Origin of the sequence: Streptomyces specialis (assembly GCF_001493375.1) — a bacterium.
Classification (GTDB): Bacteria; Actinomycetota; Actinomycetes; order Streptomycetales; family Streptomycetaceae; genus Streptomyces; species Streptomyces specialis.
This window is the reverse complement of sequence record NZ_LN929897.1, coordinates 300974-323211: the sequence shown is the minus strand read 5'-3', so window position 1 is coordinate 323211 and position 22238 is coordinate 300974. Positions and strand designations below refer to the sequence as shown.

The 22238-nt window shown below is 71.5% G+C and carries 20 protein-coding genes and 2 pseudogenes; 3 read left to right on the top strand and 19 right to left on the bottom strand.

What is annotated here, in order from left to right; genetic code table 11:
* Nucleotides 1-7 precede the first annotated feature (7 nt).
* The 3 genes from BN2279_RS24175 to BN2279_RS24165 all read right to left on the bottom strand — a co-directional run bounded on the left by BN2279_RS24175 (nucleotide 8) and on the right by BN2279_RS24165 (nucleotide 4416).
* Complete coding sequence (locus tag BN2279_RS24175) at nucleotides 8-1945, bottom strand: ATP-binding SpoIIE family protein phosphatase (RefSeq protein ID WP_407702301.1); 1938 nt, start codon at nucleotides 1943-1945, stop codon at nucleotides 8-10.
* Nucleotides 1946-2223: 278 nt separating this feature from the next.
* Nucleotides 2224-2952 carry a cytidylyl-2-hydroxypropylphosphonate hydrolase gene (gene fomD, locus BN2279_RS24170; RefSeq protein WP_059013169.1) on the bottom strand — a complete coding sequence of 243 codons (729 nt, stop codon included), beginning with the start codon at nucleotides 2950-2952 and terminating at the stop codon, nucleotides 2224-2226.
* 66 nt (nucleotides 2953-3018) lie between these two features.
* Nucleotides 3019-4416, bottom strand: coding sequence for a class II fumarate hydratase (locus BN2279_RS24165; RefSeq protein ID WP_059013168.1), 1398 nt, complete (start codon nucleotides 4414-4416; stop codon nucleotides 3019-3021).
* 727 nt (nucleotides 4417-5143) lie between these two features.
* Here BN2279_RS24165 and BN2279_RS24160 point away from each other — a divergent pair.
* Nucleotides 5144-6886, top strand: coding sequence for an alpha/beta hydrolase (locus tag BN2279_RS24160; RefSeq protein WP_059013167.1), 1743 nt, complete (start codon nucleotides 5144-5146; stop codon nucleotides 6884-6886).
* 36 nt (nucleotides 6887-6922) lie between these two features.
* Here BN2279_RS24160 and BN2279_RS24155 read toward each other — a convergent pair whose 3' ends face one another.
* From BN2279_RS24155 to BN2279_RS30850, 7 genes and pseudogenes are all read right to left on the bottom strand, one after another.
* Nucleotides 6923-8467 (bottom strand): AI-2E family transporter, encoded by a 1545-nt coding sequence (locus BN2279_RS24155; protein ID WP_059013166.1) that lies wholly within the window; start codon nucleotides 8465-8467, stop codon nucleotides 6923-6925.
* A gap of 145 nt (nucleotides 8468-8612) precedes the next feature.
* On the bottom strand, nucleotides 8613-9320 hold the full coding sequence (locus tag BN2279_RS24150; protein WP_059013165.1) for an aggregation-promoting factor C-terminal-like domain-containing protein: 708 nt from the start codon (nucleotides 9318-9320) through the stop codon (nucleotides 8613-8615).
* A gap of 521 nt (nucleotides 9321-9841) precedes the next feature.
* Entirely contained in the window at nucleotides 9842-11179 is a 1338-nt protein-coding gene (locus BN2279_RS24145) for a PhoH family protein (RefSeq protein WP_059013164.1), read from the bottom strand.
* 296 nt (nucleotides 11180-11475) lie between these two features.
* Nucleotides 11476-12243 (bottom strand): isoprenyl transferase, encoded by a 768-nt coding sequence (locus BN2279_RS24140; RefSeq protein WP_059013163.1) that lies wholly within the window; start codon nucleotides 12241-12243, stop codon nucleotides 11476-11478.
* A gap of 333 nt (nucleotides 12244-12576) precedes the next feature.
* Nucleotides 12577-13350, bottom strand: a complete 774-nt coding sequence (locus BN2279_RS24135; protein ID WP_199827805.1) for a prepilin peptidase — start codon at nucleotides 13348-13350, stop codon at nucleotides 12577-12579.
* A 370-nt stretch (nucleotides 13351-13720) separates the two neighbouring features.
* Entirely contained in the window at nucleotides 13721-14263 is a 543-nt protein-coding gene (locus BN2279_RS24130; RefSeq protein WP_059013161.1) for a DUF1990 family protein, read from the bottom strand.
* 196 nt (nucleotides 14264-14459) lie between these two features.
* Nucleotides 14460-14675 (bottom strand): annotated as a pseudogene (locus tag BN2279_RS30850) (DUF6174 domain-containing protein); the annotation flags it as partial.
* Nucleotides 14676-14911: 236 nt separating this feature from the next.
* On the opposite strand from BN2279_RS30850, the gene BN2279_RS24120 reads away from it, so the two are divergent.
* On the top strand, nucleotides 14912-16096 hold the full coding sequence (locus BN2279_RS24120) for a serine/threonine-protein kinase (RefSeq protein WP_059013159.1): 1185 nt from the start codon (nucleotides 14912-14914) through the stop codon (nucleotides 16094-16096).
* Entirely contained in the window at nucleotides 16005-16478 is a 474-nt protein-coding gene (locus tag BN2279_RS24115) for a hypothetical protein (protein ID WP_159037323.1), read from the top strand. The genes BN2279_RS24120 and BN2279_RS24115 overlap by 92 nt, the downstream gene beginning before the upstream one ends.
* 5 nt (nucleotides 16479-16483) lie before the next feature.
* Here BN2279_RS24115 and BN2279_RS24110 read toward each other — a convergent pair whose 3' ends face one another.
* The 9 genes and pseudogenes from BN2279_RS24110 to BN2279_RS24070 form a co-directional block, all read right to left on the bottom strand.
* Complete coding sequence (locus BN2279_RS24110) at nucleotides 16484-17227, bottom strand: OmpA family protein (protein ID WP_059013157.1); 744 nt, start codon at nucleotides 17225-17227, stop codon at nucleotides 16484-16486.
* A 9-nt stretch (nucleotides 17228-17236) separates the two neighbouring features.
* On the bottom strand, nucleotides 17237-17848 hold the full coding sequence (locus BN2279_RS24105) for a hypothetical protein (RefSeq protein ID WP_059013156.1): 612 nt from the start codon (nucleotides 17846-17848) through the stop codon (nucleotides 17237-17239).
* Between the two features lie 35 nt (nucleotides 17849-17883).
* Complete coding sequence (locus BN2279_RS24100) at nucleotides 17884-18399, bottom strand: hypothetical protein (protein WP_159037322.1); 516 nt, start codon at nucleotides 18397-18399, stop codon at nucleotides 17884-17886.
* Between the two features lie 62 nt (nucleotides 18400-18461).
* Nucleotides 18462-18665: a hypothetical protein gene (locus tag BN2279_RS24095; protein WP_059013154.1), complete on the bottom strand. Its 204-nt coding sequence runs from the start codon at nucleotides 18663-18665 to the stop codon at nucleotides 18462-18464.
* 339 nt (nucleotides 18666-19004) lie between these two features.
* Complete coding sequence (locus BN2279_RS24090) at nucleotides 19005-19328, bottom strand: hypothetical protein (RefSeq protein WP_059013153.1); 324 nt, start codon at nucleotides 19326-19328, stop codon at nucleotides 19005-19007.
* A gap of 14 nt (nucleotides 19329-19342) precedes the next feature.
* Nucleotides 19343-19984, bottom strand: a complete 642-nt coding sequence (locus BN2279_RS24085) for a hypothetical protein (protein ID WP_059013152.1) — start codon at nucleotides 19982-19984, stop codon at nucleotides 19343-19345.
* 24 nt (nucleotides 19985-20008) lie between these two features.
* Complete coding sequence (locus tag BN2279_RS24080) at nucleotides 20009-20305, bottom strand: WXG100 family type VII secretion target (RefSeq protein ID WP_079032459.1); 297 nt, start codon at nucleotides 20303-20305, stop codon at nucleotides 20009-20011.
* Nucleotides 20306-20388: 83 nt separating this feature from the next.
* The gene (locus BN2279_RS24075; protein ID WP_059013150.1) at nucleotides 20389-21276 is read right to left on the bottom strand and encodes a DUF5936 domain-containing protein; all 888 of its coding nucleotides are present in this window, start codon (nucleotides 21274-21276) and stop codon (nucleotides 20389-20391) included.
* 10 nt (nucleotides 21277-21286) lie between these two features.
* A pseudogene (locus tag BN2279_RS24070) lies at nucleotides 21287-22093 on the bottom strand (type II secretion system F family protein); the annotation flags it as partial.
* Between the last annotated feature and the right edge of the window lie 145 nt (nucleotides 22094-22238).

Genomic DNA, 22238 nt, shown 5'->3' with positions numbered 1-22238 from the left:
ATCGCGACTAGGAGGTGGGCAGCGCCATCTCGAACCAGACCAGCTTTCCGGTGCTCAGCCGCGTCGCGCCCCACTCACGGGCCAGCCGCTGCACGAGGTACAGGCCGCGCCCGCCCTCGTCCGCCGGCCCGGCCTGCCGCAGCCGCGGCAACTGCGGTACGTCGTCGCCGACTTCGCAGCGCAACGCGTCGGTGCGCAACAGCCGTACGGACACGGGCCGTTCCGCGTACCGCACGGCGTTGGTGACGACCTCGCTGACCAGCAGCTCGACCGAGTCCTCCAGCTCCAGCAGCTCCCAGCGCGTCAGGCTCTCGCGGACCAGGCGACGCGCCTCGCGCACCGACTCGGCGCGCGGGTCGAGGCGGCAGTACGCGACGTTGTCGGGCGCGATGCCCTCGAACCGGGCGGCCAGCAGCGCGATGTCGTCGTCCCGGTCGCCGGGGCCGACGATGTCCAGCACCTCGTCGCACAGCGGCTCCAGCGGGGCCGCGGCGTCCGGGCGGGTCAGCCGCGAGACCTCCGTCAGCTTCTCCCGCAGATGCTCGACCCCGGTCCACACGTCGCGGGTCCGCGACTCCACCAGACCGTCCGTGTACAGCACCAGGGTGGCCCCGGCCGGGGCGGCGACCTCCACCGTCTCGAAGTCCACACCGCCCACGCCGATCGGCGCGTTGGGCGGCAGGTCCACCAACTCGGTCGAGCCGTCGGTGTGGAGCAGCACCGGCGGCGGATGACCCGCGTTGGCCGCCGTGATGCGGTGCTCGACCGGGTCGTACACCGCGTACAGGCAGGTCGCCATCCGGTCGGTGCCAAGACGCTGCGCCTGCTCGTCCAGGTGGTGCAGCACCTCCTGCGGCGGCAGATCCAGACCGGCCAGCGTCTGCACCGTCGTCCGCAACTGCCCCATGATCGCGGCCGAGGTCGTCGAATGACCCATCACATCACCGACGACCAGCGCGACCCGGCTGCCCGGCAGCGGGATCGCGTCGTACCAGTCGCCGCCGACGCGCGCCGACTGCGCCGCCGGGAGATAACGGCTCGCCAGCCGCACCCCGGTGACCTGCGGCAGGTCGTCCGGCAGCATCGTGCGCTGCAACTCGTCCGCGATGGACGCCTCCCGCCCGTACAGCATCGCCTTGTCGACACCGAGCGCGGAGTGCGTCGCCAACTGCTGGGCGACCTGGAGGTCCTCGTGCTCGAACGGCTCGCGGTGCGGCTCCCGCAGGAACACCGCCGCGCCGATGACCCGGCGCCGGCCGCGCAACGGGGCGACAATCGCCCGGTGGTCGTCCGGCGGGCACAGCGCGCCGGTCAGCTCGCGCAGCGCCGCCCTGGGCACCTGCGACTCGGTGAACACCGGCCGCACCCCGCGCATCACCTCGGCCAGCGGCCCGTTCCCGCGCACCTCCACCCGGGGCGTCGCGTCGATCAGCAGCGCCTGCAACGGGCCCGACCCGTCGGTGCGCAGGTCGCCCAGGGTGCCGAGGGTCAGCGCCTCGGGGATGCGGTCGGTGCGGCGCAGCCGCAGCACCCACGGCGTGACCGGCTGCTCGTCGCCGACCGGCAGCGGATCCCGCAGGTAGACGAGGATCGCGTCGGAGAACGTCGGCACCGCGGCCCGGCACAGACCGAGCACGATCTCGTCCAGATCGATGCCCCGCGCGATCCGGCGTGTGGCCGCCCCCACGAACCGCAGCCGGTCTGTCTCGGGCATCCCGCCGTTGAGTCCCTCGCCGCCCCTCGCCGGGCGGACGGGCGGGTGCTCCACGGAATCGGGCTCGGAGCGAGCGTGCGGCAGCGCGGAGCTCTCGGCGAACGCGGGTACGTCCGCCGTGCGAGCCACGGGCTGCGATGGGGTCGGGTCCGTCACGAGGGGCTGTCCATCCAGGCGGGGAACTGGCGTGCGGGGCGGGGGCGTTGTCGGGTACCGGTGTCCTATAGACATCTGAAGCGGGCGGGGGAAAGGATAGTGGGGACAGTAGGGGGGCCGACCGTAGTAAATATAAATAGAAGCAGGGCACATTAGCCGTGACACTCAGTGTGGACATACGCATACTATCCAGCGCGCTGTGTTGGGCTGTACAGGTAGGTGTATGTGCTGATGTCGTGTGTTAGACGGCGGAGAGAGCCGTGGTACTCATTAGCCTGTTGGTCGGCAGCTTCAGATGGGCATGAGAGACAGGGTCGTGGGGGTCGATCCTACGTTTGGTGCCAGGGGGGCTATCAAGAGGCTCTCGGGTGATCCGGCAGGCGATGTGCCCCCGGCGCGGTGGCGACGACGGTCGCGGGCCGGGCCCAGTCGGCCGGCAACTGCGGGGTGCGCCAGCGCGGGTCGGGCCGCCAGGACGCCCAGTTCTCGCAGAACGGCCGGCCCCACGCGCGGATCAGCCGGGTCGCCTCCCGGCCGGCCGCGCGGATCCGCTCCGCCTGTCCGGCGTCCAGCAGCCCGGCCTGCTGCGCCTGGGCGAATTCGTCCTCGTCCCGCCACTCCCAGCTCCGGTCGGGATAGACCGCGATGTCGAGGAAGTGATCCTCGGAATCCACCCCGCCCGACCAGCGGCTCCGGGGCTCTTCAAGATTGACGTACCAGTTCTTGAAGCGCCAGCCCCGGTCCCAGAAAAGCCACACGGACCACGGGAGGCCCGGAGCCGCCAGCTTGAGCACGCCCGCGCCGAACCAGCGGGAGCGGACGGTGGTGCGGGGCTTGGTGTAGCGGGTCGCCAGCGGCTCCTGGTGGATGGGGGTACCGTCGGCCAGCTCCGGCTTGATGCACTCGGTACCCGGCGCCATCCAGACGGCCAGCATCTCGGGCGTGTCCCGCACAACGGTGACGGGCCGGCAGATGTGGAAATCGCTCAGGCCACGGGAGCCGTTCGCCCGGTAACGCCACAGGATGTGGTCACCGGGCCGCCACGGATGCGCACCGCCGCTCGTGTCTTTTCCCGTTGTCATCTACACATGGTATTCGGGCCGACGCGGACAGCGGGCGCATCCGGGTGTGACGTGCGCTCGGGGCGTTCAGGGGCGCGTCATGCGCAGCACGTCCAGGGCCTCGTCGAGCTGCTCCAGGGTCAGGTCGCCGCGCTCGACGTACCCGCCGTCGAGGACCGTCTCGCGGATGGTCCTGCGCTCGGCGAGGGCCCGCTTGGCGACCTTGGCGGCCTCCTCGTACCCGATGTAGCGGTTGAGGGGGGTCACGACCGACGGCGACGACTCCGCGTACTCGCGGGCGCGTTCGACGTTCGCGGTGACGCCGTCCACGGTGCGGTCGGCGAGCAGGCGGGAGGCGTTGGCCAGCAGCCGGATGGACTCCAGCAGGTTCTTCGCGATGACCGGGAGCATCACGTTCAGCTCGAAGTTGCCGGAGGCGCCGGCCGTGGCGACGGTGGCGTCGTTGCCGGTGACCTGGGCGGCGACCATCAGCACGGCCTCCGGGATCACCGGGTTGACCTTGCCGGGCATGATCGAGGAGCCGGGCTGGAGGTCCGGCAGGGCGATCTCGGCGAGGCCGGTGCGCGGTCCGGAGGACATCCAGCGCAGGTCGTTGCAGATCTTGGTGAGCGAGACGGCGACCGTCCGGAGCTGGCCGGACGTCTCGACCAGGCCGTCGCGGGCGCCCTGCGCCTCGAAGTGGTCCCGGGCCTCGGTCAGCGGCAGACCGGTCGCGCGGGCGACCTCGGCGATGACGGCGGCGGAGAAGCCGGGCGGGGTGTTGATCCCGGTGCCGACGGCGGTGCCGCCGAGCGGCAGCTCGGCCAGGCGCGGCAGCGAGGCGGTCAGCCGCTCGACGCCGTAACGGATCTGCGCGGCGTAGCCGTTGAACTCCTGGCCCAGGGTGACCGGGGTGGCGTCCATCAGGTGCGTGCGGCCGGACTTGACGACCTCGGCGAACTCGGCGCCCTTGCGCTCCAGGGACTCGGCCAGGTGCGTGAGGGCCGGGATCAGCTCGCCGGTCACGGCGGCGGTGGCCGCGATGTGGATGGAGGAGGGGAAGACGTCGTTGGAGGACTGGCTGGCGTTGACGTGGTCGTTGGGGTGGACCGGGCGGCCGAGGCGCTCGGTGGCCAGCGTCGCCAGCACCTCGTTGGTGTTCATGTTCGAGGAGGTGCCGGAACCGGTCTGGAAGACGTCGACCGGGAAGTGCTCGTCCCAGCGCCCCTCGGCCACCTCCTCGGCCGCGGCGACGATGGCGTCGGCCATGTCCTTCTCGATCACGCCCAGTTGCGCGTTGACGGTGGCTGCCGCCGCCTTGATCCGGGCGAGGGCGGCGATGTGGGCCCGCTCCAGTCGCTGGCCCGAGATCGGGAAGTTCTCCACGGCCCGCTGGGTCTGCGCCCGCCACTTGGCGTCCGCCGGCACCCGCACCTCGCCCATCGAGTCGTGCTCGACGCGGTATTCGTTCGTCCCACTGCTCATGGGCACGAATCTACCCGCCGCGTTCCGCCGCCCGGCCACCCGGCCGACCCAGCGGGAACGGGACCGGCCGGACGGCCGGATCCCGGCATGCCCCGGCCGGGAGACGCCGGGTCCGCCACCTCGCGCCACCCGCCCGGCGGCGCGGAACCCGCGCGGGCGTGGACCGTGCCGGGGCGCCGGCGGACCGGCCCCGGCGATGACGAACATCACACCGGCCGCCCCCGTGAACGGCCCTCCACGTCTCCCCGGCAGCACGGAAAGGACCCAAGGTCGCAACGTCGTCCACCGCGTCCGCGTCTGATCCCCTAGCGTGAGGTCCAGGCGGTCGGGTCTGATGGGGCGGAGACGAAGTGAGCGAGCAGACAGGGCCCGGTGCGGAGCCCGGTGGCGTGCCGGCACCCGGGGGCGGGACGGCCGCCCCCGCCACCGCCCTCACGCCCACCGCCGTCTCTTATACCCCTCTGACCCTGCCGACGAAGACGATAGTGTAGTCCTCGGGGGGCGCCGCTCTCCTTAAAAAAATAATACACTAACATAGTAACAGCGTGTCACTGCAGGAGCGTCCATTGTGTATGTTTTTCTGTCCCGGAAGAGGGCGCGCTCGTGTTTTTCCTCCCTGGCACCGGGGCATGTATCATGAGAGAAGGCCCCCCCGGCGGCGGCCCCCCCCCCCCCCGCCCCCCCCCCCCCCGCCACGCCCGCCGCCCCCTGGCCCGCCGGGGCGTCCGTGCGCCGGACCGCGCTGCGGGCCCGCGCGCTGGCCGTGGCGGTGGCCCGCAAGCCGGACTGGGAGCGGCCCGGCTCCCCCTGGGTCGTCCGCCGCTGGCCCGACCTGACCGCCTGCCTGGCCGCCACCTTCTTCTTCTGGCTGTCGCTGACGCCGTCCCTCGTCCCGCGCCCCTGGTACTACCAGGGGGCCATCGGCGGCATCACCGCCGCCATCGGCTACGGCCTCGGCGCCCTGCTGAGCTGGCTGTTCCGGCTGCTGTCCCCCTGGCTGCCGGACGAACGGATCCGGGCGCGCGGCTGGCTGGCGTATCTGGTGCTGCTCCCGGGCGCCGTGGCGTTCATGCTGGGCCGCAGCGCCGACATGCAGCGCGAGCTGCGCCGCCTCCAGGGGATGCCGCCCACGCTCACCTGGCACTCGCTGATGATCGCGCTGATCTCCCTGGCGGTGCTGGCGCTGCTGCTGGTGGTGGCCCGGTCCATCCGGCTCGGCACGCGTCTGCTCACCCGGCTGCTGAACCGGTTCGTCCCCTGGCCCGTCGCGGTCGCCCTCGGGCTGGCGCTGAGCACCACCATCGTCGTCGTCGGGACCCGCGACGTCGTCTGGGACCGGGGGATCCTGGAGGTCGCCGACCGCATCGCCGCCGCCAAGGACCGCAGCACCGACCCCGGGGTGATGCGGCCCTACTCCCCCATGCTCTCCGGCAGCCCCGACTCGCTGATCTCGTGGGAGGACCTGGGCAACAAGGGCCGGACGTTCACCGGCACCGCGATCTCCGCCGAGGAGATCGCCGACTTCACCGGCGAGGAGGCGCTCGACCCGATCCGCGCCTATGTGGGCCGGGCCGCCTACGACGACTACGCGGACGGCGCCGAGCTGGCCGTGCGGGAGCTGGAGCGCACCGGCGCCTTCGACCGCGAGGTGCTGGCCGTCACCGGCACCACCGGCACCGGCTGGGTCAACCCGACGACGGTGGAGGCGCTGGAGTACATGAACGGCGGCGACACCGCCGTCGTCACCATGCAGTACTCCTACCTGCCGAGCTGGGCGTCGTTCATGGTGGACCGGAACGAGGCCGGGACCGCGACCGAGGCGCTCTTCGACGCCGTGTACGCGCGCTGGGAGCAGGAGCCGGAGGACGAGCGGCCGACGCTGCTGGTGTTCGGCGAGAGCCTGGCCGTCGCGGCGATCGAGTCGGCGTTCGACGGCCTGGACGACATGATTGCCAGGACCGATGGCGCCCTGATGATCGGACCGCCCGACTTCAGCCCGATCCACTCCGAGCTGACCGAGAACCGCGATCCGGGGAGCCCGGTGTGGCGGCCGGTGTACGACGAGGGCCGGCATGTGCGGTTCGCGCAGTTCCCCGAGGAGGACCTGGCGCGCCCGGCCGGGGAGGTGTGGGAGGAACCGCGGATCGTCTACCTCCAGAACGCCTCGGACCCGGTCGTGTGGTGGTCGCCCAGCCTGCTGTTCCAGCGCCCGGAGTGGATGGACGAGCCGCTGGGGCCGGATGTGACGTCGTCGATCGACTGGTTCCCGTTCGTCACCTTCTGGCAGACGACGGTCGACATGGCGGTCTCCTACGGGGCGCAGGCCCCGCACGGGCACCGCTACGGCTCGAACCCGGTCGACGCCTGGGCCGCGATCGCGCCGCCCGACGGCTGGACGGAGACCGACACCGAGCGGCTCGGCTGGCTGCTGGAGGTCCGTCACCCGCCGAAGCACGGCTGGGCGGGCTGACGGCCGGGCGCCGCGGGGCGCCCGGCGGTCCGCCGTCTACTCCCGGGGTCCGGCGCTCTCGTCGCTCCCGTTCACCGGGGTCGCGTCGCCAGGGCCGGTGCCCGTGCCGCTGCCTGTGCTGGTGCCGCCCGTGGCGGGGGGCTCGGCCGCCGAGGGCACCGGCGGCGGGTTCGGCGCCAGTTCGGCGACCGTCGCACCGCTGCTCACGGCCCCGGCCCGCCGGTCCGCCTCGTCCTGGTACGCCCGCAGATAGCCGACGACCGTGTTGGTCACGGCGATCAGCGGCACGGCGACGATCGCGCCCGGGATGCCCGCCAGCATCGAGCCGGCCGCCACGCCGAGCACCACGGCCAGCGGATGCACCCGAACCATCCGGCCCAGGATGAACGGCTGGAGGACGTGCCCCTCGATCTGCTGGACCAGCAGCACCACGCCGAGCACCAGCGCCGCGTCCACCACACCGTTGGTGACCACCGCCACCAGGACCGCCAGCGCCCCCGAGGCGATGGCGCCGACCAGGGGCACGAACGACGAGACGAAGACGATCACCGCCAGCGGAACGGCCATCGGCACATCGATCACGAACAGCCCGACGCCGATGCCGACCGCGTCGATCAGCGCCACTATCACCGTGCCGCGCACATATCCGGTGAGCGTGATCCAGGCGCGGGGCCCGGCCCCGGCGACCCCCTCGCGCGCCGCGCGCGGCACCAGCCGCAGGAACCAGTGCCACACCCCCGGCCCGTCGTAGAGGAGGAAGAGGACGACGAAGAGGGTGATGCCCGCGCCGGAGACGAACTCCACCACGTAGTTGACGCCTTCGAGCCCGGCCGAGGTCAGCGTGTCACTGTTGTCGCTGATCCACTCGTTGATGTTGTCGACCCACTCGTTGAGGTTCTCCTCGGTGATGTCGAACGGCAGCGCCAGGATCCAGTCCCGCAACTCCTCGATGCCGTCCTGCACCTGGTCCACGAGCCGGTCGGAGTTCTCTATCACCTGCCAGACCACGAACCATCCGATCAGGCTCATCACCGCGAAGCCGCCGAACGCGGTGACCACCGTCGCCGCGCCCCGGCTGAAGCCCACGCGCTTGAGCCAGCCGACCACCGGCTGGAGCAGCGCCGTGATGAGCAGACCGGCCGTGAAGGAGATGACGAGCAGGCTGACCGAGCTGACCACCTGGATCAGCACCCAGACCACGCCGGCCAGCACCAGCGTCCGCCACCCCGCCTCGGCGGCCACCCGCACGCCCCACGGGATCACCTCCGCCGGCTCGGACCGGATCCGGGGCACGTCGGGACCGGCTTCCCCGGGGAGCGGTCCGGTGTCCGTCCCGCCGCCGGCGGCCGGGGGCGGCGACGGCCCGTCGGCGAGGACGGCCTGACGGACCCTCGCCTCCAGCGGGCGCTCGGCCGGCTCCGGACGCCGCCGCCCGCGCACCGCCTCCACGGCCTCGGCCTCGCCGCGTTCCCCGGCCTCCTCCTCCAGGCGCTCCTGCTCACGCTCGGCAGCGGCCCTGGCACCCAGCACTCGTCTCCCGGCACGCGAGAGACCGGCCTTGAACCGGTCCAGTCGTGACATCCCGTTTCCCTCCGCCCCCGTATGACTCACCGCCGTGCGCGGGATGACGTTACCGTGCGCGGCGCCCGGGTGCCCGGCACTCCCCGGGAACGCCGAAGTCCCCGTGCCGGCAGCGGCACGGGGACTTCACAGCGCGAGGAACGGGTCAGTACCAGCCGTTGGCGGTCCAGAAGTCCCAGGCTCCGCACGGGCTTCCGTAGCGGTCGTTCATGTAGTTCACGCCCCAGCGGATCTGCGTGGCCGGGTTGGTCTGCCAGTCGGCTCCCTCCGAGGCCATCTTCGAACCCGGCAGGGCCTGCATCAGGCCGTACGCACCCGAGTACGGGTTCGTCGCCGTGTAGTCCCAACCGCTCTCGTGGTCCACGATGTTGGAGAAGCACTGGAACTGGTCGGCCGCCACGATCTGCGCGGCCATCGCCTGGACGTCCGCCTTCGTGTACGACGCCTGCACGGGGAAGTCGGTCTCGGCCGGGGCAGCGGCTGCCTGCAGCTCGCGCTCCGCCTCCTCCGCCTCGCGCTCCGCCTGCTCCTGTGCCTCGCGCTCGGCCGCGGCCTTCCGTTCGGCCGCGTCCTCGGCCGCCTGGATCCGCGCCGCCTCCTGCGCGGCCCGCCGGGCCTCCGCGTCGGCCGCGTTGGCCTGCGACTCCGCCTGCTGCGTCAACGACGCGGTGTGCAGCTGGGCATTCGTGCCGGCGGGTATCTCAGCGAGCAGCGTCGCATCCGCCGCGACCACCTCGATGGCGTCGGTGGGACGAGCCTGCTCGTCTCCCGAAGCCACGCCGACGGCAGCGCCGACGGTGGTCACCGCGGTGGCGGACGCCACTGCGAATCCCCGGACCGAAATCCCGGTCACACGGTTTCCTTCCGACATCGCCCACTCGGATGACCCTGCGGGCGCAATCGTGCCCCTGACACGGACCTCCCCTGGTGTGTTCACAGGAGGCACTGGCCCGGTCGCGGTCTCGCGCGGTGAGGCGCGGGACCGACGTGGAACTTCGGGCGGCATACGGCGAGCGGCTGTTCAGTTGTGAAACGCAGTCCTTGCGGTGCCCTTGGGGGCATCGGGGCCGTATGCGGGGCCTGACAGACGCACACACTGCCGGACACGGATGCTCCGAGGCAATTCAGCCTGATGTGGGAAAGCTCACAGGCCGTTTGGGGTTGCCAAACGAAGGATAACCCTTTTCAAGGCCCTCACCTGCGCCTCCACCGGCCCCGATGCCCCCAAGGGCACTACTTGTCGACGCGCGTGAACAGACCACAGCTCGCCTATCCTCTTCGTCGGCAGCGGCAGATGTGTATAAGGGACGGCTGTTGATGATTCCGCCCGCCCGTCCCTTTCGGGCCGGGCGGGCGGAGGGGCGATCAGGGCCGTCAGATCCTGCCGTCCTCCAGCATCTCCGTCACCAGCGCGGCGATCGGCGACCGTTCCGAGCGGGTCAGCGTCACATGGGCGAAGAGCGGATGCCCCTTGAGCTTCTCCACCACGGCCACCACACCGTCGTACCGCCCCACCCGGAGGTTGTCCCGCTGGGCGACGTCGTGCGTCAGCACCACCCGGGAGTCCTGCCCGATCCGGGAGAGCACCGTCAACAGCACGTTCCGCTCCAGGGACTGGGCCTCGTCCACGATGACGAACGCGTCGTGCAGCGAGCGGCCCCGGATGTGGGTCAGCGGCAGCACCTCCAGCATGCCGCGCGCAACCACCTCCTCGATGACCTCCCGGGTGGTCACCGCCGAGAGCGTGTCGAAGACGGCCTGCGCCCACGGGTTCATCTTCTCGGCCTCGGTGCCCGGCAGATAGCCCAGGTCCTGGCCGCCGACCGCGTACAGCGGCCGGAAGACCATCACCTTGCTGTGCTGCCGCCGTTCGAGCACGGCTTCCAGGCCCGCGCACAGCGCGAGCGCCGACTTGCCGGTGCCCGCCCGGCCGCCCATGGAGACGATCCCGACCGACGGGTCGAGCAGCAGGTCGAGCGCGATCCGCTGCTCGGCGCTGCGCCCGTGGATACCGAACGCCTCCCGGTCCCCGCGCACCAGCTTCACCCGCCGGTCCGGCGTGACCCGCCCCAGCGCCCGGCCCCGCTCCGAGGAGATCACCAGCCCGGTGTGCACGGGCAGTTCGGCGGCCTGCTCGTCGTGGACGCTCTCGGTGGCGAACAACTCGTCGACCGTCTCCCCGGTCAGGGTGATCTCCACCATGCCGGTCCAGCCATCGGCGTCGGTGATCGCGAGCTCCGCCCGGTACTCCTCGGCGGCGAGCCCGACCGACGACGCCTTGATGCGCAGCGGCAGATCCTTGGAGACGACCGTGACATCGTGACCCTCGGCCTGGAGATTGCGCGCCACCGCGAGGATGCGGGAGTCGTTGTCCGTCAGGCGGCCCCGCTCGTTGAGCATGGCGGCCGGCAGGACCGCCGGATCCGAGTGGTTCAGCTCGACCCGCAGCGTGCCGCCGAGATCGTTGATGGGCAGCGCGGTGTCGAGCCGCCCGTGCCGGACGCGGAATTCGTCCAGACGACGCAGGACCTCCCTCGCGAAGTACCCGAGTTCGGGGTGGTGCCGCTTCGCCTCCAGTTCGGAGATGACCACGACCGGCAGGACCACCTCGTGCTCGTCGAAGCGGGTGATGGCCGCCGGGTCGGCGAGCAGGACACTGGTGTCGAGGACGTACATGCGCCGGTCGTTCGAACGCTTCTTGCTGGTGACCACGTGTGGACGAACCCCCTCGGAAGAGGTGCGGAATCAAGGCGCCCGAGGCGCCGGGGGTCAAGAACGCCGGCCCCGGCCCGTACGCGCGCACGGGCCCGGTACCGGCCCTGATCCCCACCTGAGACAGGGGGTGTCGTGGTACGCAAACGGGCCTCCCGGCGGACAGCGACGCCGCGCTGTCCGCGAGGAATATGCCCGCTGTCTGCACATCTCATGCGAAGAACGGGCTGGCCGGGCGGACCCTCGGGTCCGCCCGGCCGGCGACGTGTTTCCGCGCGGGACGCCCCGCGGCGCTCTCAGATGCCGTAACGCCGGTGCCTGGCCGCGTAGTCGCGCAGCGCCCGCAGAAAGTCGACTTTGCGGAACGCGGGCCAGTGCACCTCGCAGAAGTAGTACTCGGAGTGGGCGCTCTGCCAGAGCATGAAACCCGACAGCCGCTGCTCCCCGCTGGTGCGGATCACCAGATCCGGGTCCGGCTGGCCGCGGGTGTAGAGGTGCTCGGAGATGTCCTCCACCTCGAGCCCCTCGGCGACCTGCTCCAGGGTCTGCCCCTCGGCGGCGCGCTTGGCCAGCAGGGAACGGACGGCGTCGGTGATCTCCTGCCGGCCGCCGTAGCCCACGGCGACGTTGACGAGTATGCCCTCGCGTCCCCGGGCCAGCTCCTCGGCCTCCCGCAGCACCCGGCGGGTGCGCTCCGGCAGCACGTCCAGGGCGCCCACGTGGTTGACGCGCCAGCGGCCGTCCTCGGCCAGGCCGCGGACCGCGCCCTCGACGATCGACAGCAGCGGGGTCAGCTCCTCCGGGGCGCGGTTCAGGTTGTCCGTCGACAGCATCCAGAGCGTGACGACCTCGACGTCCGTCTCCTCGCACCAGCCCAGCAGCTCCTGGATCTTCGCCGCCCCGGCCTCGTGCCCCTGCCGGGTGGTGCTGCCCGCCGCCTTCGCCCAGCGGCGGTTGCCGTCCAGGATGACCCCGATGTGCTTGGGCCCGCGGTCGGTGTCGAGACGGCCCTCCACCCGCCGGGCGTACAGCCTCACGGCCAGGCGGCGCAGCTTGTTCCTCATGGTGTGTCAGCCCCTCCGGTGCCCTCTGCCCGACCCCGGCACTCTACTGCCGGTCATGGGACCCGCGGACCGGAACGGAGTGATCCGGCCGCCACGCGCCTTCACACGGCGGGCACAAAAAAGCGGGCCGGTCCGTGGGGGGGGTGACGGACCGGCCCGAGGGGGGGATTCCACCGTAACGCATGACCGGGCGTGGTGGCTGCACCTCCCACAGAATCAGACCGCGAGTCCACCGAGGAGCAGCGCGACCAGGGCGCCCAGCGCCATGAACGGACCGAACGGGATGGTCCGCCCGCGTCCCCGCCCGTCCCTTATACACATCTTGGTATGGAGCTAGGCGCCGCAGACGATCCAGAGCGTGGCCGATTGGTCGGAAGCGCCAGAGGTGAATAAGAGACAGAGGGCGCCCAGCGCCATGAACGGACCGAACGGGATGGTCCGCCCGCGTCCCCGCCCACCCGCGATGACCTGGGCGAACCCGTAGCCGGCCGCGAACAGGAAGCCGGCGAACGTGCCGAGGAACACGGCGGCCCAGCCGTACCAGCCCATGGCTACCCCGATCGGGGTAGCCAGTTTGACGTCTCCGAAGCCCATGCCGTTCGGGTTGACGAGAAAGAGGACGAAGTACACCCCCGTCAGCACCACCCCGCCCAGCAGCGCCCGCCGCCAGCTCCCGCCGGCCCCCGGCAGCAGCGCCGCCACGCCGAGCCCGGCGACCAGGGCGGCGGCCAGCGGAAGGGTGAGGACGTCCGGCAGCCGCTGCACCGCGAAGTCGACGGTGGCCAGCAGCACCGCGACCGGCGCGGCCAGCAGCCAGACGGCCAGCTCCGGCCTGGCCCCGGTGGCGGCGGCCAGGACCGCGCAGACCCCGGCGGTCCCGGCGGCCATCCGGACGGGCGGGGCGCCGGAGGAGGGCGCCGCCGCGCACGCGGCGCAACGCCCGGTCCCCAGCCAGCCGCGCGGACGCACGGCCAGCGGATGTCCGGCGGGGCACGCGGACCGCCACGGCTCGTCCGGTTCGACGGCCAGCCGGTACCCGGGCCTGACCAGCAGCGGCCCGGCCAGCGCGCCGTAACCCGCGGCGGCGGCGATGAGGAGGGGGTGCACGGCCCGAAGCGCGTCTGTTATACACATCTGGCGACGGCGCCGAAGGGGGGAGTGGGGAGCGCCGTGGCTGGCGGGTGGCTTAAACAAAAGAAAGGGGAAGTGACCGCGTGCCAGTCCTCGCCGGCGTGGCCGCGGTGGCACGCCGGGCGGGGCCGGGGGCGGTGGGGGAGAAGGCGGGACACGGGCGGCGTACCCGGGGGGGGGGGGCGGGGGGGGGGGGGGGAGGCCGGAAAGGGAGGGGCGGGGCGGACGCCCCCCCGGCACCCCGGCCGCCGCGGGTTACGGCGCGCTGGCCGCAGTAGATGTCGGCAGGTGCCAACGTTCGGAACACTACCGCACATGACGGGAGCACGTGCCCTCCGTGCGGCGGTCAGCCCCCGGCGACGCGGCGCAGCGCCCGGCCGTACCCCCGGGCGACGAGCCGCTGCCCCGCCCGGCCCACGGGCCCGGCGGCCCGCGCGTACCAGGCCGAGGGGCGGCTGAACGCGGTGACCACCAGCCAGACCGAGTCGTCCGGCAGCCGCTCGACGACGAATGCTTCTTCACCGGCCTCGGGATGTCCGGACAGCGTGCCGTAGGCGAACCCGATCCGGTCCGGCTCCCTCACCACCCACACGACGCGGCACGGCGCGCGCAGCCGCAGCGGCCCGACACCGATCCCGACGGTGACCTCGACCCCGGGCGCCGCCTCGGCGGCATCCGCCTCCACGGTCATCCCCACGCCCCGGTGCATCCGCCACTCCAGCAGGGCCCGCCCGGCGGCGTCCCGCGCCGCCGGGCCGGTGCCGAGGCGGGTCCGCCGCCGCAGGAGGTGGAACCCGGGCGGCGGCAGCGCCGCTCCGGCGCCGCCGTCGCGGGTGGCGCCGACATGCGGGTAGGTGAAGCCGTCCGTGTGTCCCTCGGTGCCGCTCATGAGGACGTCGTACCCGGCCCGGCACTGCCCCCTCTACAACTCCTGCGCTGCCGAAGCACACGCCATTGCCGTCGCCTGTGCCGCACCGCCCTCGGTTTTTCGGCCTGCCTCGTGGGCCAGGATGTGTGTAGAGGATGATGGTGTAGCAGGCCTCGTCGTCGATGGTCATCTCGTCGGGGTCGATCTCGATCGCGGACGGCGGCCCGTCCGCCGCGCCGGAGCCCTCCGGGTACGTGACCACCACCCGGTGCGCCCCGTCCTCCCGGGCCCGTTCGGCCTCCGCCAGCAACTCCCCGATCGTGGGCACCCCGTCGTCCGGCTCCCGCCACGGCTCCGCGGCCGTCGCCTCCACCACCCGGCCGCCGACGACGGAGACCTCGAAGACGCCGATCAGACTCCGTTCCCCGCACATGGATTCGAGGGTGTACCGGTAGTCGTCCGGCTCCCGCCACTCCTCCGCGCCGCCGGACGGCGTGGAGTCGCCGCAGGCGACCGGCGCGGCGAGCAGGAACAGGGCGCCGACCACGGCGCGGGGCGTCTTCACACCACTGGGACGGGCGCCGGCGCGGTCCGGTTCCCCGCGCGGACGGCACTAGGATGCGCACGGACGCACGCCGCCGCCACGACCGCGATCCGCCGGGGGGATGCATGGCAGGGCAGCAGGGCACACCGCCGCAGTTCGGCGCGCTCGAACCGGGCGACCCCCGCGAGGTCGCCGGCTACCGGCTCCAGGCCCGCCTCGGCGCGGGCGGCATGGGCAGCGTCTTCCTCTCTTATACGCGCGGCGGGCAGCCGGTCGCGGTCAAGGTGGTGCGCGCGGAGTTCGCGCGGGACCCGGAGTTCCGGCGGCGCTTCGAACTGGAGGTGCGGGCGGCGCGGCGGGTGCAGGGCGTGTACACGGTGCCGGTGCTCGACAGCAACACCGAGGGCGAGGCCCCCTGGCTCGCCACCGCCTTCGTCCCCGGCCTCTCCCTCGCCGACGCGGTGCGGACGCACGGCCCGCTGCCGGTGGAGACGGTGCTGCTGCTGGTGGGCGGGGTGGCCGAGGCGCTCCAGTCGATCCACGCGGCCGGGATCATCCACCGCGACCTGAAGCCGGGGAACGTCCTGCTGGCGTCGGACGGCCCCAAGGTGATCGACTTCGGCATCGCCAGGGCCGCCGACACGACCGCCCTGACCGGCGCGGACGTCCGGGTCGGCACACCGTCCTACATGGCCCCCGAACAGATCACCGGCGCCCCGGCCACCCCCGCGACGGACGTCTTCGCCCTGGGCCTGATCGCCCACCACGCGGCGACCGCCGCCCACCCCTTCGGGGAGGGGACGGCCCACGCGGTGATGTACCGGATCGCCCAGGAACCCCCGGACCTGTCGGCGGCCCCGCCCGCGCTCCGCGACCTGATCACGGCCTGCCTGGCGAAGACCCCGGCCGCGCGCCCCACCCCGGCCGAGGTGATCGAGACCTGCCGCGCCCTGTCCCCGGGACAGACCCTGCGCCCCGCCTCTTATACACCTCTGACGCCCCCCCCCAACCGCAGCGGGGAGAACCGGGAGGCCCGCCCACCCCCGGCAACCACACCACGCTTCCCCCCCGACGACCAACCAGCCCCCGGACACGAACACCCCGGGGGAGGACCGGGCGGAGGAGCAGAACGACGACGGGACCGGGGACGACACCGGGTCACCACCGCCGACGCCCGACCCCGACGCTCCTTACACGCTGACGCGAAGCGATGTGGAGGTGGACATCGTCGCCCCGGTCTTCATCGCCGACACGGATGTGGCCCTAGATCGCTGCGTCGGAGCCAACCGCACCCTGGTCGATCTCGATGAGCTGCGCGTGGAGCCCGACATCATCTCCGGGGCCAGCGGCCCTTTCGGCGACTACGAATTGCAGTACATCCACTGCGACGACCCGAACCTCCTGGGTCAGGGCATCGAGTTCCATCCGCAGACTTTCACGGGAATCATCGACGACCCGGACGCCACCGCGGAGGAGTGCCACGAAGCGGCCAATGCCGCGACGCTGCCCGATGTCATTCCGGTGGAAGACATTCTGGAGGACTCCACCCTGCACGAAGGCGTCGGTATCTGTGCGGAAACCGTGGAGAACAATCTGGTCCTGCTGTGGATCGATGACGTCACCGTCGACCCGTACAACGAGAACCTGCGGACCTACCTCACGACCGCGACCCAGTGGAGGATCAACGACTGAAGGACTCAGTCACTGGTGGGCCACGAGATCTCCACCCGCCGGTTCCGCTGGCGTCCTTCCTCGGTCTCGTTGTCGTACAGGGGATAGTCCTCGCTGTATCCGCGCACGTTGAACTGGATGCCCGTGGGGTCCGCGATGAGTTCCAGCAGCGCCTGGTGCGTGTTCCTGGCCCTGCCCTCGGAGAGGTCGACGCCGCTCTCGTACGAGCCCTGGTCGTCGGTGAACCCGAAGATGTTCACCTGTGTCGGCTGGTACTCGTCGATGGCTGCCGCGACCTCCATGAGCGCGCCTCGCGAGTCCTCGGAGAGTTCGTCGCTGCCCTCTCCGAAGAGGACGTCCGTCTGCAGCGTGAACTTGTGCTGTCCGCCGGTCTGTTCCTCGCGCTGCTCACCGCCTCCGCCACCATTGGGCTCCTGCCCACCGGTGTCGTCGTCGTCCTCGCCGCCCGCGCCTTCCTCACCGCTCGGGTCTTCCTCGCCACCCGTGTCGCCACTCTCGCCGTCACCGAGGCTCTCGGTGACACTCTTGACGTCCAGCACGCGCGGCTCGGCCAGGGTGGCTCCGTCACCGAGCATGAGCCCCGCGGCGTCCGGATCGATCTCCGGCGGAGGTGGGGCCTCGTAGCCCGGAGGCTGTTCGACTTCTTCGCTCTCATCGGCGGCTGCCACCGGCACGGCGAATGCCCCGACGACCAGGGCGGTCGTCAGAACCGCGGCGGCCCGGCCCGATTGGTGCAGCAGGTACCTCATCAGGTCCCCTCAATGAATCTCGATGGTGGCGTGAGGCATTTGCCCGATCTGGAAATCGACCTCCGTGGTCCCGGGGTCGGGCTCGGGGAACTGGGCGAACCACGTCTCCGTGGCTCCGGCGTCGATCTGCAGCCCGAAGTTGGTGCACAGGCAACGGCCCTCGGTATCCCGCAGGATGAGGTACCTCTTCTGCTCCTCCCGGGCGACAAGTGTCGCTCCCGCCATTGAGAAGTCGTTGCCCGCGAGTTCGTTCTCCTCGCCGGCCCAAGCCGAAGTGCCCCAGCCGTCCGAGCCGCCGTTGTGGATGGTTCCCTCGATCGTGAGGAAACCACCGGCCTCCCGTTCGGCGCGGGTGATGGTCAGTGTGATGTCCTCCTCGCCTGTGACCTCGGCGAGGGGCTCCTGCTCCGACGGCTCCTCCCCGCCCGACGGTTCGTCCTCGGACGAGCCGTCCCCCTCCGCGTCGCCGCCGTCCACCTGCTCCGTGGGGGTACCGCCGGCGCCGTCCTCTCCCCCGTCGTCACCACCTCCGCCGCCACAACTCGCGACGGCGACGACGAGCGCGGCGCCCAGAGCGACAACAATCAGGATCAGGCGCGACTTGCTATCACGGAGGTCCATCGGGGGCTGTTCCTTTGCGTTCAACTCGTCGTCGGTCAGTCGTCCAGATAGATGTAGAACAGATCGCGTGCCTCGGGCAGTTCGTCCTGGTCACCCGGGTCGAAGGCCACGTCCCGGTCGTCCTCACAGCGAAGCTCCACTCGGTCCTCCTCCTCCGACTCGCGTTCGCACAGACTCCGGATGACGGCCGTTGCCTCGGCACGCGCTGTCTGGTCCTCCGTGCCGGGGAGGAGGGACTCCCCTACAGTGTCGCGGGTCCGCACCTCGACGGTGTACCCGGTACGGTCGTAGTCGGGTTCGCAGGAGATGACGACGGCGTCGTTGCGATCGGCCAGCTGGGGCGCGGCGTCTTCGCACGCCTCGGGCACGTGGAAGTCGTCGCCCGACAGGATGTTCTCGATGTCCCCACCGTCATCGATCGTGTGGAGGAACTCCTCGAAGAGATGGTCCCTGCTCTCCCGGGCAGCGGCGAGAGCCGCCGCGTCGGCCGCGGATTGACCGCTGCTGCGCGTGACCGCCGCCTGGGCGAAGACGAAGAAAAGCAGAGCCACCGTCAGCAGGCCACTGATCATCCATATGTACAGCGGGAAAACGGCGCCCCGGCTCCGGTCCGTCAGCCGCCGGTGATACTTCCCACCGCGTCCCGAACCGAGTCGGCCACAGTGGTGTCGATGTCCAGCGCCATCACGGCCACCACCACAGTGGCGATCAAGAGCAGCAGCCCCGCGTATTCCACGAAGCCCGCGCCGCGGTCGTCGAGGCGGTGGTGGAGGCGGTTGGTGATCTTGTGGCTCCAGGTCGACAGCAGCCTGCTCATGGCGTCCCTCTCCTCCGGCTGACGCCGGTTCAGCCGGCCTCTCTTGGCCCCTGTGCCGCCGCGTCCCGCCGTGCTGCGGGACGTGGGTTCCGGGTATGGGGGACGGCGGGCCGCTCTGCCGTGATGGCACCCGTGTGTGCGCGGGACGCGCCATGCCCGACCCCCTCCCAGCGGGGCAACCCGTACAGCTATCGGCACTGACTGTGCCACACCGAGCGCGAGTTGGGCAGGGAGACCCAGGCGATCCGTTGGCATTCCGTAGTGCCGTGGATAGCTGAGCGCGACCTTCCGCTCGGCGCATGAGCACCCGTGCCCATCGGAGGGGGCGGGCAAACGCCGTCACACCGGCTGTTGGCCGCCGCCTTCTCCGCCGCCGCCGTCCTGGAGGGAACGCTCCAGCTCGGCCTCGAACTCGTTCACGGTGCGGATCACCGTCTCGGCCATCTCGGCGAGGCCGGTGAGCTGTTCGCTGATGTCGCCGCGGCCGTCGCGCCAGCCGCTGACGAAGCTGTCGAGGGCGTCCACGATCCGGCCGTCCCCGAACGAGTCGTTGTACTCGTCGAAGGTGTCCCCCGTACGGTTCATGTACTCCTTGACCGCGCGCAACTGCGGGGCGAACTCGCCCAGCGCGTCCAGCGGAATCGCGATCCGCTCGTCAGACATGGTTCCCCCGGCTCTCAGATGAAGCGGAACGTGGACGTGATGGCGTCGAACACGTCGAAGAACGAGTCGGCCAGGTCCAGCACCTGGCTGCTGCCCGACACCAGGGCGACCGCCTGGGCGTCGTCCGGTACGGGGATGAACGTCTGCATCAGCACCGCGCGCACGTGCCGGGTGTCACCCGGGACGGAGATGTCCTCGATGCCGCGCGTGCGGGCGGCCACGCCGACGTCCTTGATGTCCACCGTCGACACCTCGCGCCACGCGTCGCCCTCCTTCCGCGCCGTCCGCGTGCCCAACTGGGCCGCGATCGAGGCGGGATCGGGCGGCAGGGGCCCGCCGGCCGCGGGGCGCGCGCCGATCACCGAGACGGTCACGGACGCGGTGACGGGCGGTCCGCCGCCGAAACTCTGGGCCATGCAGCCGCAGTAGACCGCGCCCGAGTCCCATGCCTCGCGCGCCTGGCGGCGCAGGAACGACGTGATCAGCTCCCGGTGCTGGGCCATGTCCGGCTGGCCCTGGATCCGCTCGTCGACCATGCGGCGGATGCTGTTGTCCCTGGTCTCCGGGCGCAGGTCGAACTCCCACCAGGAATCGGGCACGGATATCCGGAAGCCCTGGCGTTCGATGGTGACCGCGTCGGTCCATTTGTCGGCCATCGCCACTCCCCTCGCGGGGCCCGCCTATTCGCGGAGCCCTTCTTCCAACTGCCGGTCCAGATCGCGGAAGCCGTCCGCGGCGCCGTCCAGGAAGTCGCCCAGCCCCTGGAGGGACTCGACGGCCTGCTTGCCGCCGGTCGTGAACTCCTCGTAGGACTGGTCGAACGCCTGCGACGAGCGGCTGGTGACATAGCCGTCCCGGACCAGGTCGCTGACGTACACCCGCAACTGGTCCAGCTTGACCGTCAGCTCCTCCTTGGCCGCGTGGAGCCGGTCGGCCGCATCATGCATGTCCTGATAGGTAACGTCGAGATCTGCCATCGGCGGCACCCCCTTCCGGCCCAGCGTACGCGGGGTCCGGTCGTCGTCGCGCTACGGGTTCGCAACAGGTCGGTCCCCGTCGCTCAGTCCCCGAGGACCTGGCCGAAGTCCGTGCCGGAGCCCAGGATCATGCCGGTCACGATGATGATCATCGTGGCCGGGACCATGAACACCAGCGTCGCCATCGTCGCCATCGGGATCGCCCGCGCGGCGCGGCGGCGGGCGTTCTGGGCGTCCGTGCGGCGCATGTCCCGGGCGATCTGGATCAGGGTGTCGGCGATCGGGGCGCCGAGTTCCTCGCCCTGCTGGAGGGCGGAGACGAACTGGTTGACCGGCTCCGAGTCGTTGCGGCGGCGCAGTTCGTCGAACGCCTGCCGCCGCGGGACGCCGACGTCCATCTGGCGCAGCGCGATGCGGATCTCGTCGGCCCACGGGCCCTCGTACCGCGCCGAGACGCGGTCCAGGGCCTGCCGGAAGCCGAGTCCGGCCGAGACGACGACGGCGAGCACGTCGAGGAAGTCCGGCAGCGTGCGGTCGATGACGTCGCGGCGGGTCCGGACGCCCTGCCAGATGGCGAGGTCCGCGGCGAACGCGCCGAACCCGAGGCCGAACAGCGCGAAGAGCGGGAAACCGGCGCTGATGAAGATCAGGGTGGTCAGCAGCCCGAAGATCCCGTAGACCGCGCGGCGGGCCGCGTACCGGTCGATGGTCAGGCCCTGCGGGTTGCCCGCCTGGTCGATCCGCTTGCGCTTGCGGTCGACGGCCTTGCGGCCCATCAGCCGCAGCACCAGCGGCGCGAAGCGCATCCCGAGCCGGTCGACGGCGGAGCCGCCCGCCGAGACGCGGGTGGAGCCGACTTCCAGGGCGAGTTGGAGGTCGGCGGGGAGCGGGGTGCCGGAGCGCAGCATGCGCACGGCGGTGACGATCCCGAAGACGGCGGCGCCCATGGCGAGGCCGAGCAGCAGTCCCATGCGGCGCTCCCTACACGTCGATCCGGCCGAAGCGGCGCACGACGACGAATCCGACGACGTACAGGCCGAGCGCCACCAGCATCGCGATCTGCCCGCCGGGGCTGCCGGTGACCCGGCCGAGCGCGCCGGGCGACATGGCGTTGATCATCAGCAGCGCGCCGAGGCCGAGCACCGGGACGGTGACGGCGGTGGCGTTGATCTCGGCGAGCATGGTGCGCACTTCGCGCCGGGTCTCCTTGCGTTCCTCCAGGGTGGAGGTGAGGTTGCGCAGCGACGCGACGATGGTGCCGCCGGCGCGGTTGGCGAGGATCAGGGTGGTGACCAGCACGTTCAGCTCGCGGGACGGCAGCCGGGTGCCCAGTTCGTGCAGGGCCTCCTCCAGGGAGCGTCCGACGGCGAGCTGGTTGGCGACGATGGCGAGTTCGGCGCCGGCCGGCTCGTCCATCTCCTCGGCGGCCATGGACAGGGCGGTGCGCATGGCGAGTCCGGCGGCGGTGCCGTTGGCGATGAGCCGGGCCAGCTCGGGGAGTTGGTTGATGAACTTCTCGGTGCGCCTGGTCCGCTGCCAGGTGAGGAAGAGGTTGCCGCCCCAGAGGGCGACGAGCGCGAAGACCGGGCCGAAGAACGGCGCCAGCACCGCCGAGCCGATCAGCCAGAGCGCGGCGACCGCGCCCAGCACGTACGCGGCGTACTCGCCGACGGTCAGGTCGAGGCCGGTGGCCTGGAGCCTGAGCTTGATCCGCCGGCCCAGCCGGGTGTCGCGCAGCCGCCGGTCCAGGGCCTGGAAACGGCGGCGGCGCCCCGGTGGCGGGGCGGCGCCGCCGTTTCCAGGACCTGGACCGGGCGTCTCTTATACAAATATGAAGCTGCCGGCGAAGGGGGCAGGGGACGAATCGGTCGCTAGTCCACAAGTGTCAGGACAGAATCACAAACGGCATCCACTGCTGTCGGACACTTCTCGA

Excerpts from the sequence above, each read along its gene's own strand:
- BN2279_RS24080 (WP_079032459.1), bottom strand. The coding sequence starts at position 20,305 with ATGGCAGATCTCGACGTTACCTATCAGGACATGCATGATGCGGCCGAC.
- BN2279_RS24165 (WP_059013168.1), bottom strand. The coding sequence starts at position 4,416 with ATGAGCAGTGGGACGAACGAATACCGCGTCGAGCACGACTCGATGGGC.
- BN2279_RS24085 (WP_059013152.1), bottom strand. The coding sequence starts at position 19,984 with ATGGCCGACAAATGGACCGACGCGGTCACCATCGAACGCCAGGGCTTC.
- BN2279_RS24090 (WP_059013153.1), bottom strand. The coding sequence starts at position 19,328 with ATGTCTGACGAGCGGATCGCGATTCCGCTGGACGCGCTGGGCGAGTTC.
- BN2279_RS24075 (WP_059013150.1), bottom strand. The coding sequence starts at position 21,276 with ATGGGACTGCTGCTCGGCCTCGCCATGGGCGCCGCCGTCTTCGGGATC.
- BN2279_RS24140 (WP_059013163.1), bottom strand. The coding sequence starts at position 12,243 with ATGAGGAACAAGCTGCGCCGCCTGGCCGTGAGGCTGTACGCCCGGCGG.
- BN2279_RS24130 (WP_059013161.1), bottom strand. The coding sequence starts at position 14,263 with ATGAGCGGCACCGAGGGACACACGGACGGCTTCACCTACCCGCATGTC.
- BN2279_RS24120 (WP_059013159.1), top strand. The coding sequence starts at position 14,912 with ATGGCAGGGCAGCAGGGCACACCGCCGCAGTTCGGCGCGCTCGAACCG.
- BN2279_RS24095 (WP_059013154.1), bottom strand. The coding sequence starts at position 18,665 with ATGAGCAGGCTGCTGTCGACCTGGAGCCACAAGATCACCAACCGCCTC.
- BN2279_RS24105 (WP_059013156.1), bottom strand. The coding sequence starts at position 17,848 with ATGGACCTCCGTGATAGCAAGTCGCGCCTGATCCTGATTGTTGTCGCT.
- BN2279_RS24155 (WP_059013166.1), bottom strand. The coding sequence starts at position 8,467 with ATGTCACGACTGGACCGGTTCAAGGCCGGTCTCTCGCGTGCCGGGAGA.
- BN2279_RS24175 (WP_407702301.1), bottom strand. The coding sequence starts at position 1,945 with ATGTCTATAGGACACCGGTACCCGACAACGCCCCCGCCCCGCACGCCA.
- fomD (WP_059013169.1), bottom strand. The coding sequence starts at position 2,952 with ATGACAACGGGAAAAGACACGAGCGGCGGTGCGCATCCGTGGCGGCCC.
- BN2279_RS24110 (WP_059013157.1), bottom strand. The coding sequence starts at position 17,227 with ATGAGGTACCTGCTGCACCAATCGGGCCGGGCCGCCGCGGTTCTGACG.